The 14130-nt window shown below is 40.7% G+C and carries 18 protein-coding genes; 4 read left to right on the forward strand and 14 right to left on the reverse strand.

The genetic code is table 11. The annotated features are described in order from the left end of the window. Positions 1 to 49 precede the first annotated feature (49 nt). Entirely contained in the window at positions 50 to 283 is a 234-nt protein-coding gene (locus AC1TPB_RS19635) for an acyl carrier protein (RefSeq protein ID WP_482061082.1), read from the reverse strand. Positions 284 to 458: 175 nt separating this feature from the next. Between AC1TPB_RS19635 and AC1TPB_RS19640 the strand changes: the two genes are divergently transcribed. After that, entirely contained in the window at positions 459 to 698 is a 240-nt protein-coding gene (locus AC1TPB_RS19640; RefSeq protein ID WP_482078085.1) for a hypothetical protein, read from the forward strand. Positions 699 to 704: 6 nt separating this feature from the next. Here AC1TPB_RS19640 and fabG read toward each other — a convergent pair whose 3' ends face one another. After that, a complete protein-coding gene (fabG, locus tag AC1TPB_RS19645; RefSeq protein WP_482078086.1) occupies positions 705 to 1454 on the reverse strand; it encodes a 3-oxoacyl-[acyl-carrier-protein] reductase in 750 nt (249 codons plus the stop codon). Between the two features lie 160 nt (positions 1455 to 1614). On the opposite strand from fabG, the gene AC1TPB_RS19650 reads away from it, so the two are divergent. Beyond that, the gene (locus AC1TPB_RS19650; protein WP_482078087.1) at positions 1615 to 1761 is read left to right on the forward strand and encodes a hypothetical protein; all 147 of its coding nucleotides are present in this window, start codon (positions 1615 to 1617) and stop codon (positions 1759 to 1761) included. Positions 1762 to 1769: 8 nt separating this feature from the next. Here AC1TPB_RS19650 and fabD read toward each other — a convergent pair whose 3' ends face one another. The 6 genes from fabD to AC1TPB_RS19680 form a co-directional block, all read right to left on the reverse strand. After that, positions 1770 to 2714, reverse strand: coding sequence for an ACP S-malonyltransferase (fabD, locus tag AC1TPB_RS19655; RefSeq protein WP_482078088.1), 945 nt, complete (start codon positions 2712 to 2714; stop codon positions 1770 to 1772). A 487-nt stretch (positions 2715 to 3201) separates the two neighbouring features. Then, positions 3202 to 4185 carry a beta-ketoacyl-ACP synthase III gene (locus AC1TPB_RS19660; RefSeq protein WP_482061085.1) on the reverse strand — a complete coding sequence of 328 codons (984 nt, stop codon included), beginning with the start codon at positions 4183 to 4185 and terminating at the stop codon, positions 3202 to 3204. An 8-nt stretch (positions 4186 to 4193) separates the two neighbouring features. After that, positions 4194 to 5183, reverse strand: a complete 990-nt coding sequence (plsX, locus tag AC1TPB_RS19665; RefSeq protein WP_482078089.1) for a phosphate acyltransferase PlsX — start codon at positions 5181 to 5183, stop codon at positions 4194 to 4196. Positions 5184 to 5197: 14 nt separating this feature from the next. Continuing rightward, positions 5198 to 5770 (reverse strand): transcription factor FapR, encoded by a 573-nt coding sequence (gene fapR / locus AC1TPB_RS19670; RefSeq protein WP_482061087.1) that lies wholly within the window; start codon positions 5768 to 5770, stop codon positions 5198 to 5200. A gap of 202 nt (positions 5771 to 5972) precedes the next feature. Further along, on the reverse strand, positions 5973 to 6146 hold the full coding sequence (gene rpmF, locus AC1TPB_RS19675) for a 50S ribosomal protein L32 (RefSeq protein ID WP_482061088.1): 174 nt from the start codon (positions 6144 to 6146) through the stop codon (positions 5973 to 5975). 32 nt (positions 6147 to 6178) lie between these two features. Beyond that, positions 6179 to 6697 carry a YceD family protein gene (locus tag AC1TPB_RS19680; RefSeq protein ID WP_482078090.1) on the reverse strand — a complete coding sequence of 173 codons (519 nt, stop codon included), beginning with the start codon at positions 6695 to 6697 and terminating at the stop codon, positions 6179 to 6181. A gap of 161 nt (positions 6698 to 6858) precedes the next feature. Here AC1TPB_RS19680 and AC1TPB_RS19685 point away from each other — a divergent pair, with 161 nt between their 5' ends. Continuing rightward, a complete protein-coding gene (locus AC1TPB_RS19685) occupies positions 6859 to 8112 on the forward strand; it encodes a nucleotidyltransferase (protein ID WP_482078091.1) in 1254 nt (417 codons plus the stop codon). Here the strand turns inward: AC1TPB_RS19685 and AC1TPB_RS19690 are convergent. Further along, positions 8099 to 9208, reverse strand: coding sequence for a S16 family serine protease (locus AC1TPB_RS19690; protein ID WP_482078092.1), 1110 nt, complete (start codon positions 9206 to 9208; stop codon positions 8099 to 8101). The genes AC1TPB_RS19685 and AC1TPB_RS19690 overlap by 14 nt on opposite strands. A gap of 96 nt (positions 9209 to 9304) precedes the next feature. Between AC1TPB_RS19690 and AC1TPB_RS19695 the strand changes: the two genes are divergently transcribed. Next, a complete protein-coding gene (locus AC1TPB_RS19695; RefSeq protein ID WP_482078093.1) occupies positions 9305 to 10495 on the forward strand; it encodes a hypothetical protein in 1191 nt (396 codons plus the stop codon). 40 nt (positions 10496 to 10535) lie between these two features. Here AC1TPB_RS19695 and coaD read toward each other — a convergent pair whose 3' ends face one another. The 5 genes from coaD to AC1TPB_RS19720 all read right to left on the reverse strand — a co-directional run bounded on the left by coaD (position 10536) and on the right by AC1TPB_RS19720 (position 14093). After that, positions 10536 to 11048: a pantetheine-phosphate adenylyltransferase gene (gene coaD / locus AC1TPB_RS19700; protein WP_482061093.1), complete on the reverse strand. Its 513-nt coding sequence runs from the start codon at positions 11046 to 11048 to the stop codon at positions 10536 to 10538. An 86-nt stretch (positions 11049 to 11134) separates the two neighbouring features. After that, a complete protein-coding gene (gene rsmD / locus AC1TPB_RS19705) occupies positions 11135 to 11707 on the reverse strand; it encodes a 16S rRNA (guanine(966)-N(2))-methyltransferase RsmD (protein WP_482078094.1) in 573 nt (190 codons plus the stop codon). A gap of 381 nt (positions 11708 to 12088) precedes the next feature. Beyond that, the gene (locus AC1TPB_RS19710; RefSeq protein ID WP_482078095.1) at positions 12089 to 12259 is read right to left on the reverse strand and encodes a hypothetical protein; all 171 of its coding nucleotides are present in this window, start codon (positions 12257 to 12259) and stop codon (positions 12089 to 12091) included. A 282-nt stretch (positions 12260 to 12541) separates the two neighbouring features. After that, complete coding sequence (locus AC1TPB_RS19715) at positions 12542 to 13348, reverse strand: peptidoglycan recognition protein family protein (protein ID WP_482078096.1); 807 nt, start codon at positions 13346 to 13348, stop codon at positions 12542 to 12544. Next, the gene (locus AC1TPB_RS19720) at positions 13323 to 14093 is read right to left on the reverse strand and encodes a glucosaminidase domain-containing protein (protein WP_482078097.1); all 771 of its coding nucleotides are present in this window, start codon (positions 14091 to 14093) and stop codon (positions 13323 to 13325) included. Before AC1TPB_RS19720 ends, AC1TPB_RS19715 begins: the two co-directional genes overlap by 26 nt. Positions 14094 to 14130 lie beyond the last annotated feature (37 nt).

Here is a 14130-nt window from a genome sequence, read left to right on the forward strand (position 1 = left end):
GAGGGAGATGGAGTTAAGTCCCGTTAATATTAACGGGACTCGTCCAAACCTAGGTATGAGATTGTATGTAACTTAATACATCTCCTACCGTAGAAATTTTTTCAGCATCTTCATCAGAAATTTCAATGTTGAACTCGTCTTCAAGCTCCATAATAAGTTCAACTACATCTAGTGAGTCAGCATTTAAATCTTCTTTGAAAGAAGCTTCAGCTACTACTTTATCTTGCTCTACACCTAAGCGATCAACAATAATGTTGGTTACGCGTTCTTGTACATCGGACATCCGATTCACCTCCTTATCGTATTATACGAAAACCGATAATAAAATGCTATCTTTCCGTAAAAGTTCTTACAATTTTCTCACGCCAAACGATGAAACCAAGCCCAGCAACGTGTACGGTACGAGTACACAAGCGGTCAATTGCTCGAGACTTCAAATAGAGGTTCAAAACCAAACTTTGAAACAAAGCCCAGCAACGTGTACGGTACGAGTACACAAGCGGGTCAATTGCTCGAAACTTCAAATAGAGGCTCAAAAAGCGGGCGTTCAGAACCGAGCAGGTGGAGCGTTACTTGAGAAAGGCGGAAGCGCAAGTGTACGTGGTTGGTACACGCGAACCGTACTTTCCAAGTTCGCTCCAGATGCGATGCCGAATATGCTACAACGCTACACTTCGTTATCAACGTCCGCTTTTTGAGCTACCTTACATGTACATGCCGCCATCTACGTGGATCGTCTGGCCCGTCATATACGAAGCTTCGTTTGAAGCCAAGAAGCGAACGGCATTGGCAATATCTTCGACATTTCCAAGCTTAGCAAGTGGTATTTGAACTTCCAATGCTTGCTTCATTTCTTCTGGTAATTTATCCGTCATTTCTGTTTGGATAAATCCTGGTGCGATGCAGTTAACTGTAATGTTACGAGACGCTAGTTCTTTGGCACTTGCCTTCGTTAAGCCGATAACACCAGCTTTCGCCGCAACATAATTTGCTTGACCAGGGTTACCTAACACACCAACTACAGATGAAATATTAATTATCCGACCAAAACGTTGTTTCATCATTGGACGAGTCACCGCTTTAATCCCATTGAACACGCCTTTTAGATTCGTTTCGATGACTTGATCAAATTCTTCTTCCTTCATGCGCATAATTAGATTATCACGAGTAATGCCTGCATTATTGACTAAAATATCGATAGTACCAAATTGTTCAACAACTTGCTTCACCATATTGTCAAATTCAGCAACAATACCAACATTTGCTTTAATCAAAATCGCTTCACGACCAAGCGCGCGAACTGCTTCTGCCGTCTGTGCTGCAGCCTCTTCGCTACCTGAGTAGTTAATCGCAACATCCGCGCCAGCTTCCGCTAAAGAAATAGCGATTGCACGGCCAATACCACGAGATGCACCAGTAACTAATGCTTTCTTACCTTCTAAGCTAGCAAACATAGTATACCTCCTACAACTTTTTGTAGCTTCGAGATTGACTTCTTAGTAACAAAAAGTCACTTCGAAAGCATAATCCAAACTTTTCATTTCAACCACTTGATACACTTCTTGGAAATGAAAAGTATATCGAAAGCATATTTTCTACGAAGAAACTGTTAAAGTGTACGTTCAAAAAGTAGGATTTCAGAACCGAGAAGATGAAACGCTACTTGTGAAAGGTGGAAGCGCAAGTGTACGTTATTGGTACACGCGAACCGCACTTTCCAAGTTCGTTTCATATTCGATGTCGACTCTGCTTCATGCATGACTTCGTTATCAAAGTCTGCTTTTTGAACTTCCCCTTAAAGACTCTAATGCCTCTAACTTGTTAATCGTAATCACTTGAACACTACGATCAATTTTCTTAATTAAACCTGTTAGCACAGAACCTGAACCTATTTCAACAAATGTATCTACACCAAGCTCAATTAATTTCAATACCGTATCTTCCCAAAGCACTGAAGCGCATACTTGACGTTCAAGTAATGATTTAATCTCCACTGCATCAACAACAGGCTCAGCCGTTACATTTGCAATAACTGGAATTTGCGCGTCTTGCATCGCTACATTAGCAAGTTCAGCTGCAAGCATCGTTGCTGCATTACCCATTAAAGAAGAATGGAATGGACCACTCACTTCAAGAGGAATAACACGTTTCGCGCCAATCTCTTTGCCACGAGCAACAACTTCATTCACACCAGCAACTGAACCAGATACAACAATTTGTCCTGGGCAGTTAACGTTAGCAAGCTCAACCGCATGACCTTCAGCAGTAACAGCTTCACATAGCCGTTGAAGCGCTACACGTTCCGCACCTAACACCGCTGCCATAGCACCTTGACCACTTGGTACAGCTTGTTCCATATATTGACCACGTGAACGAACCGTACGTACAGCATCTTCAAAGTTAATTGCGCCAGCAGCTACAAGAGCGCTATATTCACCAAGGCTATGCCCTGCAACATAATCAGCTTTCAATCCTGCTTTCTCAACTAATTTCAAGAACGCTGTGCTAACCGTTAGCAGTGCTGGTTGCGTATTTACCGTTTGTTTCAAGTCACTATCTGGACCCTCAAAGATTAAGTTGCTTAACGAAAAACCAAGCGCCGCATCCGCTTGCTCAAAAATCAAGCGTGCATCTGCATCATGCTCATAAATATCTTTCCCCATTCCAACAACCTGAGCACCTTGCCCAGGAAACACGAAAGCTATTTTGCCCACCTAATAACCTCCTAAAACTTTTTGTTAACTTCTCGATCAGCCTCTTAGCAACAAAAAGTCACATCGAAAGCATATACAGTCAATTTATTACTTATCCAATTAGCTCCAAGGATATCGCAGAAGACATCCAGCGAGTAGCACAACGTACATGAAATGTACGTAAGCACGATACTAATCAATGAATGTGATCTTTAACGTCGACTAAGCTACGTCAGCGTTACATCGTGATCACAGTCCTACATTTTAATAACCTCTTCCAATCAAAATTCAAAATATTCGGCTGTCAGAACCGAGAAGATGGAGCTAATTTTCGAAAGACGGAAGCGCAAGTGTACGTTCCTGGTACACGCGAACCTACAATGTTTCTGCAAGAAACATACATCGGAAGCTTATGCTATACTTTCCAAATTCGCTTCATATTCGACGCCGACTACGCTACGTTAGCATACTCATCGTTATCACAGTCGGATATTTTGAATCTCCCCTATTACCAGACGATTACAGTGGCTCCCCATGTGAGCCCCCCACCAAACCCAACCAAACAAAGTTTGTCGCCCTCTTTGACTCTACCTTGCTCAACTGCTTCTGCTAAAGCGACTGGAATCGACGCTGCAGACATATTACCGTATTTATCTAAGTTGATCATCGCTTTATCTTCTGACAATTCCAATCGATTAAGTGATGATTGAATAATACGAATGTTCGCTTGATGCGGAACAAGTAGATCGATATCAGCCTTCGTCAATCCAGCTTTCGCAATCGCTTCTTCAGCTGCATTCCCCATAATACGAACTGCAAACTTAAACACTTCATTGCCCGCCATATAGATAGAATGCTCTTTATTCGCAATAGTCTCAGCAGATGCTGGGTTGCGAGAACCACCAGCGCTTACTTTCAACAATTCGCCACCAGTGCCATCTGCTCCAATTTCAAACGATTGGAAGCCACGACCCGCCGGAACTTCGCCGATAACTACTGCACCCGCTCCATCTCCGAATAAAATACAAGTGTTGCGATCGGTATAATCTGTAATGCGAGACAATGTCTCTGCTCCAACAATAAGTATACGACGATACATTCCACTTTGAATTAATGCATTCCCTGTTACTAAGCTATAAATGAATCCTGAGCAAGCAGCTGATAAGTCAAATGCTGGACATTTCGCACCGAGTCGCGCTTGTACTAGACACGCCGTTGATGGAAATGACATATCAGGAGTAACCGTTGCAATAATAATTAGATCAATATCGTCCACTGTAAGCCCTGCATTAGCAATAGCTTGCTCTGCTGCTTTGAAGGCAAGATCAGAAGTAGCCTCGTCGCTCGCAGCAATGCGACGTTCTTTAATACCTGTACGCGTTACAATCCATTCATCATTTGTATCGACCATTTGTTCTAATTGCTGATTTGTTAATACTTGTTCAGGTACATATTTACCCGTACCAAGAATACCTACTGGAATAGCATTCATAACTACGATCACTCCTTATTGATTTCTGCTTTTATTGATGTAATAAGTCCACTGCTTACTGCTGTTTTCGCTTGCTTCACTGCTGCTTGAACTGCTCTTGAATCCGAAGATCCATGAATTTTCAGCACTAACCCATTAAGACCTAACAATGGTGCACCACCAAATTCATTCGGATCAAGTGTCTTTTTCAAGCCTTTAAGCTTAGGTAACATAATAGCCGCAGCTAGTTTCGTTAAGAAATTCAATTTAAATGCCTTTTTCAATTCATCAAAAATGGTAGATGCTGCACCTTCATACGATTTCAACATAATATTTCCTGAGAAACCATCACATACAAGTACGTCGCATTCGCGATTAAGAATCGCCTTCGACTCCACATTACCAATAAAGTTCAGATTGCTCTCTTTAATAAGTGAGTATGCAGCCTTCGTGACTTCATTCCCCTTCATTTCTTCCGAACCAATGTTCAATAAGCCAATTCGAGGATTTTTCAGTCCTTCTACTTTTTCGCGATAGATGCTGCCCATCACAGCATATTGCCTAAGCTGCTCAGCAGTAGCGTCCATATTCGCACCGAGATCTAGAGCAAGCATTCCAACTTTATCAAGTGTCGGTAATAGCGGTGCTAAGGCAGGACGTTCAATACCAGCAATTCTACCTACAACAAGTAGTCCTGTTGTCATTAACGCTCCCGTATTTCCAGCTGATAGCATCGCATCAGCTTCACCATCTTTCACTAGCTTCCCTGCCATAACCATCGAAGAATTCTTCTTACGACGAACAGCTTTTACAGGTTCGTCATCAGCTTCAATGACTTCATCAGCATGAATAACTGACAGATTACTTAGTTTTAGATCACCAATTAGAGCGTTAATAACTTGCTCATTACCCACTAGAACAAGTTCAATATCTTGATTTTCTTGTGCTGCTGCAATAGCGCCCGCAACAATTTCTTTCGGGGCATTATCACCGCCCATAGCATCAATTGCAATTTTCATAATCATTCTCCTCCTCAGCTGCTTGTCACATCTGAACGATAGATCACGAAGGTACCTTGAAACACCAATTCATCGCTCACATAGGTGTTAAGTTCTACTTTTGACTTGCTTCGTTCTTCATTATTTAAGCGAACATAAGCCTTCGCTATACATTTTTCCCCAAGCTTCACTGGTCTAACAAATCGTATGTCTGATGTAGCAGTAAGTGCGATTGGACAATCAATAACTGCAACAGCTAATGAATTAGCTTGTGCGAATAAGTGATGTCCCCTAGCAATTCCTGTTCGAGAAAATACATGCTCTTCTCGAATTTCAAAAATAGATATTCCACTACGATCAAGCTGCAGATCTACGATATCGCCAATAACTTCATCAAGTGGTAAAGATCGAATTGAATCATGGGAACGTTCAGCCATTTCTTTCATACGCTCACGCAATTCCGGAATTCCTAATTCCAAACGATCAAGTCGAATCGTCTGAATACTAACTTTCAACACCTTCGTTAATTCACGATCAGTCACAAACGGATTATCCACTATATATTGAGTCAGCAGTTGATGCCGTTCACGTTTTGTTAATTTCGCCATGTCGGCACCACTCTCCTGTCATATTGATTCATTACGTAAAACTCTTTTTACCTTTAGTATCAAATTTTAATACCTGGTACTAAAATAGTATAATTGAGATTTATGCGAAGTGCAATCTATTTATTCACAGCCAAACTCTTGGACCATCCTTTAAAAACAAAATAGCACCTTATCCGAAGATAAAGTGCTATTAGGAAAAAAATTATTGAGAAATAATCTCTTTTGTTTTGTAATATCCACAAACTTTACATACGTGGTGACCTAGTTTTAGCTCTCCACATTGCTCACATTTCACCATACCTGGAACAACTAGTTTAAAATGCGTACGACGTTTATCACGGCGAGTCTTAGATGTTCTACGTTGAGGTACTGCCATATTTCCCACCTCCTTCACAAATTTAAGGAATATTATTCCTTAAAGAAATCTTTCAACGACTCTAGTCGAGGATCGATTCTCTCTTTACTACATGTACATTGATTTTCATTAAGATTACTACCACATTGCGCACATAAGCCTTGACATTCGGTTTTACATAACGGAGCAAAAGGCATAAATAATTGCAAATACTCCTCCACAAATGGCTGCAAATCTAATCGTTCAGTGGCAATCTCAATAAGATCACTTTCTTCGTCTTCACCTGCACTGTTCTTGTCATCAGGTGAAACGGGCTTGAATTGCTCAGCGAATGGAATACTTGAGTGAGTATGAGTCGACTCAAGACAACGAGAGCAAGCTAATTCCATATCTATTTCAAGATTTCCCTCAACGATAACGATTTCACCTTCCGGTTTAACTGTTAATTGAATATGTAAAGGGCCAGTAGAAATTACATCCTGACGATTACGAAATAGCTCTGTTACATCTAGTTGTGTATTCACGATCTCAGTTTGATCTTTTGCTAACAATTCTTTCAAACGAAACTGCATAATATCACCCCAAACAGACAAAGTTTATTATATCCATCTAGCTCATGTTTTGTCAAGAATATCACGATCTATTTCTTCTGTCGAATGTCAACTTTGTCCACTAGTTCACCATTGTGCTATATTAACATTATAAGAGATCGTTTAGAAAGGAAATTTAAGCCATGAATGCAGTCGGCCTAATCGTTGAATACAATCCTTTTCATAATGGACATCTGCATCACCTACAACAATCAAAGCAGATCGCGCAGCGTGACGCTGTCGTAGCTGTGATGAGCGGACATTTTTTGCAGCGCGGTGAACCTGCACTACTCGATAAATGGACACGCACCAAAATGGCATTAGAAGGCGGTTGTGACCTCGTAATCGAGTTACCTGTTGCCTATGCTACATCATCCGCAGAATGGTTTGCACATGGTGCTATCGCTTTACTACAAGCTACAGGAGTAGTAGACAGCTTCTGCTTCGGCACAGAGAGTGGTCAACTGACACCTCTATTGCAAGCAGCTAAGCTTGTCTCAGAAGAATCGCCACAATTCAAACAACAGCTCGAATCCTATCTTACGCTTGGATTAAGTTATCCGCAAGCCTATAGCTCTGCGCTCCATCAGTTATATGATCAACAGTCGTCTGTCGATGACGCTCACCAAGATGAGCCATTTCGCTTCGACTTACCTAATCATACACTAGGTCTTCATTATCTGATTGCCAAGGAACGTATGAAAAGTTCAATGACTCCTTATACAATCATTCGTGAAAAAGCACAATATCATGATGAGCTACCTACTGACCTTGCCATTGCTAGCGCTACAGCGATTCGCAAACTATTATTGGAGCATTCCTCGCTGGATATGATTAAGCCATATATGCCAAGCAGTACATACGAGCTACTAATAGAGCAGCAACAACAAGGTATTTCACCTATGCACTGGGAGTCTTTCGCTACACCATTATTCCATACGCTTGCCGTTAGCTCTAGCGATCACTTAGCGACTCATCGTGAAATTGCAGAAGGATTACAACATCGCATTAAATATTGTTTACGTTCATTGCCACACTATACTTTAGAGCAGTTACTCTTGCAATTGAAAACAAAGCGTTACACGAGAACTAAGCTACAAAGAGCGTTATTAGCTATCTTACTGCAACACCAGAAGCAGCATTTTCAGCGTGATCAGCTTGCAAGCGGTATTCAATATATCCGTGTATTAGGTTTTACGGAGCGTGGTCAATCCTTACTCAAGCAGATGAAGCAAACAGCAACCGTTCCTGTCATTCACTCCCCCGCTGCTGTCGCTAAGCCTTCTACTTATCTTGAACTGGATATTGCAGCTACTGCTGCTTACATGCTTGCAAGATCACCAGACCAACCAGAACTAAGTCTTCTCGATTACACACAGCCACCTATTCGGTTATAGAAGCGATGACATCCATCGCTTCTTCTAATGTTGAAACTGCGATAATTTCCATCTCACTTCGTAATTTACTTACTTTCTCGCTGGCCTCATCTTGGTTTCCTTGTGGGACGATAAAAATTTCGGCACCTTGCTCATCTGTGGAGAATACCTTTTGCTTAATCCCCCCAATTGCGCCAACATAACCTTCGGCATCAATTGTGCCTGTTACAGCAATTGTACGCCCTTTCGTTAGATCACCGTCTGTCAGCTGATCGATAATCGTCAACGTCAGGACAAGCCCTGCTGACGGCCCTCCGATCGAACTTGAGTCAAACTCTATTTTATACTTGTCCTCTTCAGGAACAATATTGCTTATTTGCATAAAACCATCGATAGCTAGCCCCTTAGCAATGGTTACGTCATCCCAATTGTGTCCATTATTATCTAATGTTATAACTATCCGAAGCAACTCAGATATTCGCTCAACCTGTAACTCGATCGATGCAGCTTCTTCATGTTCATTCAACCATACAGCTATATCCTCAACTGACTTTACTGGCAGAATACCCTCATCACTAAATATGCCATCGATACGATCACCCGATAGGAGCTGATCACTCGAATTGGATTCTATTAAAGATGATGCTGTATTGACAAAAAGTTGTTGAGGTTCATTGTGGTAAGCAATATTTAAGTAACGATAAGCTGCTTCTAGTGCCTGATCATACGATCCTTGCATCATTGTCATCGCGCGCTTTGCATATTGCCCAGCAGACTCTCCACCTAACACTTCATACTTCCACATTACAGTTCTATTCGCTTGAAAAACGGATAACAATGAATCCCATATATTAGGTGTTTGCATCAAAACCGCAGTCAACAGAAATGTACCTCGCTTCTGCTGCTCTAACTCCGACGAAGAATCCATTGGGGCTGAATTGGTATCATTACTTCCATCTATAACGGTTACAAATGAATGTGATGAAACGGCAAGTCCTGGCTTAAGTACGACGAAAGGTGAAGGTGCGTATAGTAAAATCGCCATCGCTACAATCGTAATAAGTGCTGTTTTCACCATCGTTTTATATTGTATTTCAAAATTGTTCTTCTTCAACATAACATCTCCTTACATATAAAGGTCTATTCTGACAAGCTCTCGCGTAAAAATAAGTGATGAATAAACCATTCACATGTTTGTAAAGGAGGGATTCGCTTGCATAAAACATTCATTATCGCTGGATTATTATTAACTATTGTACTCTCCGTCGTGTTATCTCCCCATATTGCACTACAAGCTTCACTTGGTGGATTGAATATATGGTGGAAATTAGTTTTCCCTGGTTTACTACCATTTTTAATATTATACGAAATCATATTAGCATTTGGCTTAATTCACGGTATTCAAGCAGTATTATCACCATTCACTTCAAAACTATTGAAAATGCCACGAGTAGCAAGTCTGCCATTCATTATGAGTCTGCTAAGTGGATTTCCTGCCGGTGTAGAACCTACATTGAAGCTATTACAAGATAACCAACTATCCAAGCAACAAGCACAGCGTCTACTAGGCTATATGCATTTTCCTAATCCCATTTTCGTTACCGTAATTATCGGTGCTGGCTTTTTCCACGCACCAATTATTGGACTAATTATAATTAGCACTATCTGGATTTCAGCATTTATTCTGATGACCGCACATAGTTATCTTGCTACGCGAAAATCCAAAGCTCAGTCTGATGTCAACAACTACCAGCATGCTCAAGTTAACTTCGCAGCTAGTATGGAGCTTGGTCGTAAGCTTGATGGGCGCGGACTAGGAAAAGTGCTCGGTGATAGTGTAGCTGTAAGTGTGCAAAAGCTTTTTATGATCGGAGGCTTCATCATTTTCGCTTCTGTCATTGCCGCTTTCGCCACTTCTTTGCTCGACGTGATTCGTTTACAGCTGCCATTTTTGTCACAAGCAATACTTGAATTACATATTGGAAGTTACGCCATTAGTTCATGGACGATGAGCCAACAGTCCGTCTTACTCGGCTGCGCGCTGCTCGTTGCTTGTCTTACCTTCAGTGGACTTAGCGGCATTTTGCAAGTTAGTTTCTATACTGCTGGTCAGGCACTACATATGTTTCCATTCATTAAATACCGATTCATCCATGCCATCTTCGGTTTTTTCATGACGTATATATTATGGAAGCCACTTAGCTGGGTATTTAGCAAGTGGCTTCGTATCGAATATCAAACTGTATTTTTTACTTCAGCAGAAAGTTACGTCCCTGCATCCTATCAAGCACAACAGCTTCCATTTATATGGAAGGAAAGTCTCGTAATATGTAGTCTGTTCATTATCGTCATAACGGTTATTACGTTATGGAGAAAGCTTTATGTGAAGGATCACTTGTTCTAATCTTGTTAACGAAGCTACCATTCATTCGTTGTTGAACAATTTACGGGCGCTGTGGGCCGCATTTTTCGCGTAATCGTTGCTCCACCTTTGGCGGTACCAATTGTGAAACATCACCTTGGAATTGGGCAATTTCTTTGACAATGCTTGAACTAAGATACGAGTATTTCGGATTAGTCATCATAAATACAGTATCGATACCATCATCAAGCATATAGTTCGTTGATGCTAGCTGTAACTCATATTCAAAATCAGTTACGGAACGAATGCCACGTACGATAACACTTGCTTGCTTCAAGCGCATAAATCTAACGAGCAGATCACGGAAGCTATCTATCTCGACATTTGGAAAATCCTTGGTCGCTTCAGCTAGTAGTTCTTTGCGTTCATCGACTGTAAATAATGGGTTTTTACTTGAATTATTCAGTACCGCCACAATTAGACGATCATATTGACGTGCTGATCGTTGAATGATATCTAAGTGACCATATGTAACAGGATCGAAAGTTCCGGGATATACGGCAACTCTTTCGGGACGCTGTAGTGTATTGCTCATCCTTTTCACTCCTAAAACTTTTTGTTAGCTTCTTGATTTTCCACTTTCCAACAAAAAGTAGCTTCATAAGCATTATATTGTATAAATTATTCGGTAGTTTTCATTGCAGCTACATGTCGATAAATCGTTACAGCGATATCGCCATACTGATTGGTACGTAGTTGTTCAAAGCCATTCAATTGATGTGAATATTGCATTTTGACATCATGCTCCACAACGATCGTTGCATCTTCCGCCACTAAGCCCATCTCCACCATTTGCAACATCCATGCATCCATATCAACGATGCGATAAGGCGGATCGAGAAATATTAGATCGAATTGTATGTCGCGTTTCGCTAGTACCTTCATCGCTCTAGCTGCATCATTACGATAGATTTCGATCGCTTCACCGGCACCAACTAGTTGAACATTACTACGAATAATATCAACGCTTACCTTTTCTTTATCAACACATATAACCTGTTCAATACCTCGACTCCACGCTTCAATCCCTAGTCCGCCAGTTCCTGCGAATAAATCAAGCGCTTTACCTCCGTCAAAGTATGGTCCGATCATACTGAATATTGCTTCCTTCACCTTATCGGTAGTCGGTCTAGTACCTTGGCCTGGTACGGCCTGCAATGCTCTTCCCTTTGCTTTACCAGCAATTACTCTCACCGTATGTCCCTCCCTAATGCAAGTCTTATTAATCGTACCATACAACGATTATCGATGAAAGATTACTCTTCCGTATTTTTTTTGAATCACAAGTATATTTTCGAATGATCTTGTCCACAATATAATTATCGGCGTCTAAGATGTCGTAGATAACCGCGGAGAAGGCTTACGTTTCCCCATAAGTTCTTCATCCGGTTTCTCCTCTCCCATTTTTTTGGATAGAGGCCCTATTTATAGGGCCTCGCTATTTTTATTTTAAACTATGCTGCATCAATAATTAGTAAGTCCGAAGCAGCTGTTCTTGAGAAATCAGGCGCTTTAATACGATAAATGTAATTGTAAACTAAAATAAGTCACTTTCTCAACATTCGAGAAAGTGACTTATTGATCGTAATATCTCATTACCAATTCTCCATCAAAGCGTTCATTATATTCCTTAACCTTTTCAGCGGCATGATTTTTCATGAATTTTTCATTTTTCTTCGCATTCAACAAAAATCTTTCCAAATCCTTACCTTGTAATTTGGGTCTTTCTCTCATGCTTACTGCCATCTTCTTCACTCTCCTCTATTTTTCCATGAAATATTGACAAACCATGGATAAAATAAATGCCATTGTATATTAAATAATAGGGACGACTGTCACTATTACTCGAATACCTCTACCATCGTGTTTTTATTCATTCTTTTTCCCTAATATTAGCATTTTTTGTTGGAGACTATCAATCCAAATTTCAAAATTTTCTGTCCAATTTAAAGATCAAGCTGTCTTTCAATCATTGGTTCAATGACTGAAGACAGCCTATTATCTATCCAACTAGCGAATTTTGCTAGCTTAACTACTAGCAGGTTTTTGACCACTAGCTTTACGTAGCTCATTGGCTAATCGATTAAACTCACTACGCGCTTCTTTGTTTTCAGTAGCGAAATATGCTGCGCTTAAAAACTTTATTACTTTATTTGCATCTTCAATACTCATCTTGTGAGCCTCACTTTCTACTGACCCATTTCCATGTTCATCGTTATCCGTATCAGTACCTTTGGGTGGTTCGCTACTATTTTCTTGCTTCAACAATTGTAGCTTTTCATTAACTTTATCAACAAATGCCGTCCAACCAGACCATTTACCATCTGCATTCATAAGTCTTGGACAGTTTTTCCCGCTCCAATCATAATGACGGCGTAAGCGATCTATCCCCCAGCTACGCTCATATAGCATTTTAGCTACTAGCTCAATGGCATGATTGAGCGTGATACTATAGTTACCACTTTCACAGATCTCGATTCCAATGGATGTACGATTTCCACTTTTCACACCACTGCCATCGCCAGCATGCCATGCTACCTCATTCAGCGGTAACACTTCAATTGCTTCTTTCTCGTCAATAACGATATGAAAAGATGCTACCCGAGTATTTGAAGTATTTGTAAGCCATGCACGCTCATTTTTCGCCGTACTTGAAGGATTTCCAGTGTTGTGAATCGTAATGGTCGTTGGTTCTAATGCAAGTGATGGTCTTCGGTTATGTGGAGTAGTTTGCGGAATATAATCTCGTCTGTACTCGTAGTTCATTAAAAAATCACTTTCCTCATCACAAATTTTGAACTCCACATAATTAATTGATAAATAGAACTTTTGCATAGTTGTCCCACTCTAATCTGATTTTTAATAGACTCATAACATCCCTCGGTTTAACAAAGCTAGTTGAGCCGCCTAGCCGTGTTTCTACAAGCTCTCCATTGACGTAGACCTGCTTACTTTTCCAATCTACTTTAGCACCATATAATTCAGCAATTTTACGAACAGGGATATACGTAATTCCTCTTTCCAAATAAGCAGCACAATATAATAGCTGATCGACCATTACAGGTACAAGGCTTGCCTTTTCAAACCCACTTTGCGGCTTGAATTTGACCGTAGCCGAATCAAATGGTCCTAGATTGTATTTGGTAATAAGCGACATAATTTTAGCTGAATAGTTCGGGTCTGTTGCATAACCCGCTAACCGAATTTGCTCGGCTTGTTCTATTGCCGTTTTGGCCTCCAGCACTTTAGCGTACCTTGTATTGTTGAACAACTCATCCTGGTCCTTATAATAATGATATAATGTGCGATATGCTCGAAATGCAGCTTTCTCCTTCACTTCTTGACCGCCGATAAATTCCCATGTCCCTTTTGTTACTGCATCTCCGCGCCAATATGGAGTTAGCTTTCCACCACCTACTTTAATACCGCCAAGATTATTCCAGGCGTGAAGAACTCCACCCGTTTCTAATAAGCTTTGTGCTAATCTAACCGAAGGTAATATGGGAGAACCTTGCTGACGAATCAATACAATTGTAGGTGCTATTGCAGCAAAAAACTGTTGTCTCGTTAACTCGCTCAAGTTCTCATTCACTCCCTTTTTGCTCATAGTTTGAATT

This window comes from Paenibacillus sp. Y951 (assembly GCF_056786395.1).